The sequence below is a fragment of the Mycobacterium sp. genome, from assembly GCF_019243155.1.
Classification (GTDB): domain Bacteria; phylum Actinomycetota; class Actinomycetes; order Mycobacteriales; family Mycobacteriaceae; genus Mycobacterium.
Window position 1 is genome coordinate 1 of sequence record NZ_JAFAUS010000284.1, and the last position, 3,211, is coordinate 3,211.

General features: G+C 66.2%; 3 protein-coding genes and 1 pseudogene. 1 reads left to right on the forward strand and 3 read right to left on the reverse strand.

Translation table 11 applies throughout. The features are described from left to right. Both JOZ00_RS14035 and JOZ00_RS14040 read right to left on the reverse strand, forming a co-directional pair. A pseudogene (locus JOZ00_RS14035) lies at nucleotides 1-264 on the reverse strand (hypothetical protein); the annotation flags it as partial. 18 nt (nucleotides 265-282) lie between these two features. After that, a complete protein-coding gene (locus tag JOZ00_RS14040; RefSeq protein ID WP_293344561.1) occupies nucleotides 283-1,560 on the reverse strand; it encodes a PQQ-binding-like beta-propeller repeat protein in 1,278 nt (425 codons plus the stop codon). A gap of 198 nt (nucleotides 1,561-1,758) precedes the next feature. Between JOZ00_RS14040 and JOZ00_RS14045 the strand changes: the two genes are divergently transcribed. After that, a complete protein-coding gene (locus JOZ00_RS14045; RefSeq protein WP_293344559.1) occupies nucleotides 1,759-2,496 on the forward strand; it encodes an acetyltransferase in 738 nt (245 codons plus the stop codon). On the opposite strand, the gene JOZ00_RS14050 is transcribed toward JOZ00_RS14045, so the two are convergent. Next, a complete protein-coding gene (locus tag JOZ00_RS14050) occupies nucleotides 2,493-3,044 on the reverse strand; it encodes a DUF4333 domain-containing protein (protein WP_293344560.1) in 552 nt (183 codons plus the stop codon). The genes JOZ00_RS14045 and JOZ00_RS14050 overlap by 4 nt on opposite strands. Nucleotides 3,045-3,211: the final 167 nt, after the last annotated feature.

The following is a 3,211-nucleotide window of genomic DNA, read 5'->3' on the forward strand; positions in this document are numbered from 1 at the left end:
CCTTTTTCGCCGCAGCAGGAGATACCCGGCGACGGCGAAGTCGACGAGCAACACGGCGCCGCCGCCCCACGTTGCCAACTCCATGGCCCGGTCGATCCAGGCGGAATCGCCGCACTGCACCGAAGCGCAAGCGTCGGTGCTCATGACGAGCAGGCCCAGCAGCGCGAAGGTTGCCCCGAACAGGCCCGCATGGACAACCAGCAGGATGAGAGTCGACGCGATATGCGCGGGGCGACTGCGATCAGTGGTGTCAGAGGTCGGCACTAGGAAATTATTGCCCGGTCATGCCGGTGCGAAACCGAAGACTTGACCGTCGCTGGTGGTGGCCACCACACGGCGATCGCTGCCGACCGAGACCGCGAGCGGATACCCGGTTGCCGCGGGAAGCGGATAGCTGCTCAGCGTGTGGCCGTTGCCCGGATCGAAGACCAGCAGCGACATACCCGGTGCGCCGTTCGGGGCGGGTGTGCTGCTGACCGTGTAGCCGACCCCGGCCCCGGCCAGGCTCGACGAGGACAGGGGAGAGACGTCATCGCGGCGCCAGGCCTGGTCCGCGTGATCGCCCGCATCCTCAAACGCGGCCAAGTGAGTGTCCGGGCCGCCGCCCGAGACGATCAGGCCCTGCGGGGTGACCGCCGGCGGTGTCTGTGCCAGGAACCCCAACGGCACCGACCACTTGACCTTGCCGTCCGCGGCGTGCAGCGCCCACAACCGTTGGTCGCGGCCGTTGACGTAAACGGTCGATCCGTCGGCGGACAGCACTGGGCTGGCGATACAACCGGAGTTCACGGCGTCGCTGGCCCACTCGCGCGAAAGGAGCGGCGTCTGTCCCGGGTGATACTTCAGGCCGACCAGGCCGGCGGCCGGCGCACCCGGCTGCCAGACACTGAGCACCACCGTCCCACTGGCCGCCGAGAATGCGGGGGCAGCCGCAAGCGGGCAATTCGAGCGTGCGGGTTCGCAGTCGCTCAAGCCGCGCGACGCGTCGGTGGGATCGACACCCTCCACCAGATCCATTGGGCTGCCGACGACCTCGCCGCGATGGGCGTCGAAGACCAGCACCTGGCCCAGGTGGGTGGCGACGAGAAGTTGGCCGTGACCGAGGAACCGCGGCGTCGTGGGCATGCCGATCACCGGCTGCCGCCATCGCGTCCACTGCGTCACCGGGAAGGACAGGAACGCCCCGGGCTGGCCGACGTAAACGTTGTCAAAACCGTCGAGCAGCGGGCCGCCGAAACCGCCGCCCTGGATCAGGCGGACGCACCAGCGCTGCCGGCCGTTGTCGTTGTTCTCCCATTCCATCAGCGAACACCCGGCCGGCGTCTGCGCGTTGAGGGCCAGATAACCCCGCGCGCTCAGCGCCGGCCCCGCGGCCAGGCTGCCTTTGACCGATCTTGTCCACTGCAGCGACAGCTTGGTGGCCCCCCCGGTGCCGGTGTAGCTGCTGTTGGCGGCGTCACCGTATTGCGCGGGCCAACCCTGCGCCTGCGCTTCCTGCACCCACGAGTCGGTGTTGCCGCAACCGCTGAGCCCGCCCGCAACCGCAATCGCCCCCACCACAGCTGACCAACGCCGAAGCCCACGCAGCAGTGTTCGGGCAAGCACCTCGGTTTCCCAAATCCTTCCGCGGCCGTTCGGCGTGATGAGCAGCGATCGAGTACAGGTGAGGGTAACCCGTCGCGGCGAGCGGGTGACCGATCGACTGGCCGCTCGCCCACCTCCTCAGGTGGGCGATACAGCGCGATAGGCTGTGCGGCCATGACGAGCATGTGGGGTGCCCCGATCCACCGCCGCTGGCGTGGGTCGAACCTGCGGGACCCACGCCAGGCCAGGTTCCTCACGATGGCCTCGCTGCGATGGGTGCTGCGCAACCGCGCGTACACCCCCTGGTACTTGGTGCGGTATTGGCGGCTGCTGAAGTTCAAGCTGGCCAACCCTCACATCATCACCCGCGGAATGGTGTTCATCGGCAAGGGTGTCGAGATCCACGCGACGCCCGAACTGGCGCAGCTCGAGATCGGCCGATGGGTGCATATCGGCGACAAGAACACCATTCGCGCGCACGAGGGTTCGCTGCGGTTCGGGGACAAGGTGGTGCTGGGTCGGGACAACGTGATCAACGCCTACCTCGACATCGAACTCGGTGACTCGGTGTTGATGGCCGACTGGTGCTACGTCTGCGATTTCGACCACCGGATGGACGACATCAATCTGCCGATCAAGGATCAGGGCATCATCAAGTCCCCGGTCCGGATCGGCCCGGACACCTGGGTGGGCGTGAAGGTGACGGTGCTGCGGGGCACGTCTGTCGGGCGCGGCTGCGTGCTGGGATCGCACGCGGTGGTTCGCGGTGTGGTGCCTGACTATTCGATCGCGGTCGGAGCGCCGGCCAAGGTCGTCAAGAACCGCCAGTTGTCCTGGGAGAGTTCGGCCGCACAGCGCGCCGAATTGGCCGCCGCCCTGGCCGATATCGAGCGCAAGAAGGCTGCTCGCTAACCACCCGGTTGCGGGTGGTCATCCACCTTGTAATCGAAGTTGACGTCGCCGCCGTCGACGCTGGTGACGTTCACCATGACGCCGTACGTCTGGTTCCCATCGGTGAGCTGACACCGTAACGACGAGCCGACGACGCCCTTCAGGTTGTCGGGGCACGTCACCGCATCCGGTTTCCTGCCGACCTGCGCGGTGAGCTTGCTGCTGAGAATGCTGGCGACCTGCGCCTTGTCGACCGTCTCCACCATGTCGAATTTGACGTCTTTGCCGTCGACACTGGTCACGGTCACATTGATGTTGAAGGTCTGGTTCTTGACCTTCATCTCGCAATTCACCTGCGACCCAACCTTGGCCTGCAGATCGTCCGGGCAGTTCACCGAATCGGGTTTGTTCCCGGCGGCGTCGGTCAGCTTGGAGGTGATCTGGCCGGCGACGTCGCCCTTGCTCACCGTGTGCGACGACCCGACCGAACACGAGCAGGCGCCCACGCTCGCCAGCAGGCCGGCAGCGGCGCCCGAAACCAGCAACGTCCGAACGATCGAATGGGTCACATCGTCTCCCGAGCAGCATGAACTGTGAACTGGCCGATAATGGCACGCCGCACAGCCAGCGGACGGGTGATTCAGCAATCGTTCACGGAAACGGCGTCGGCGTTGCTGGAGAGGAGTGATCACGCGTGTGACTCAGATGTTTTGAAAGCGCCGCAACGCCTCGGACC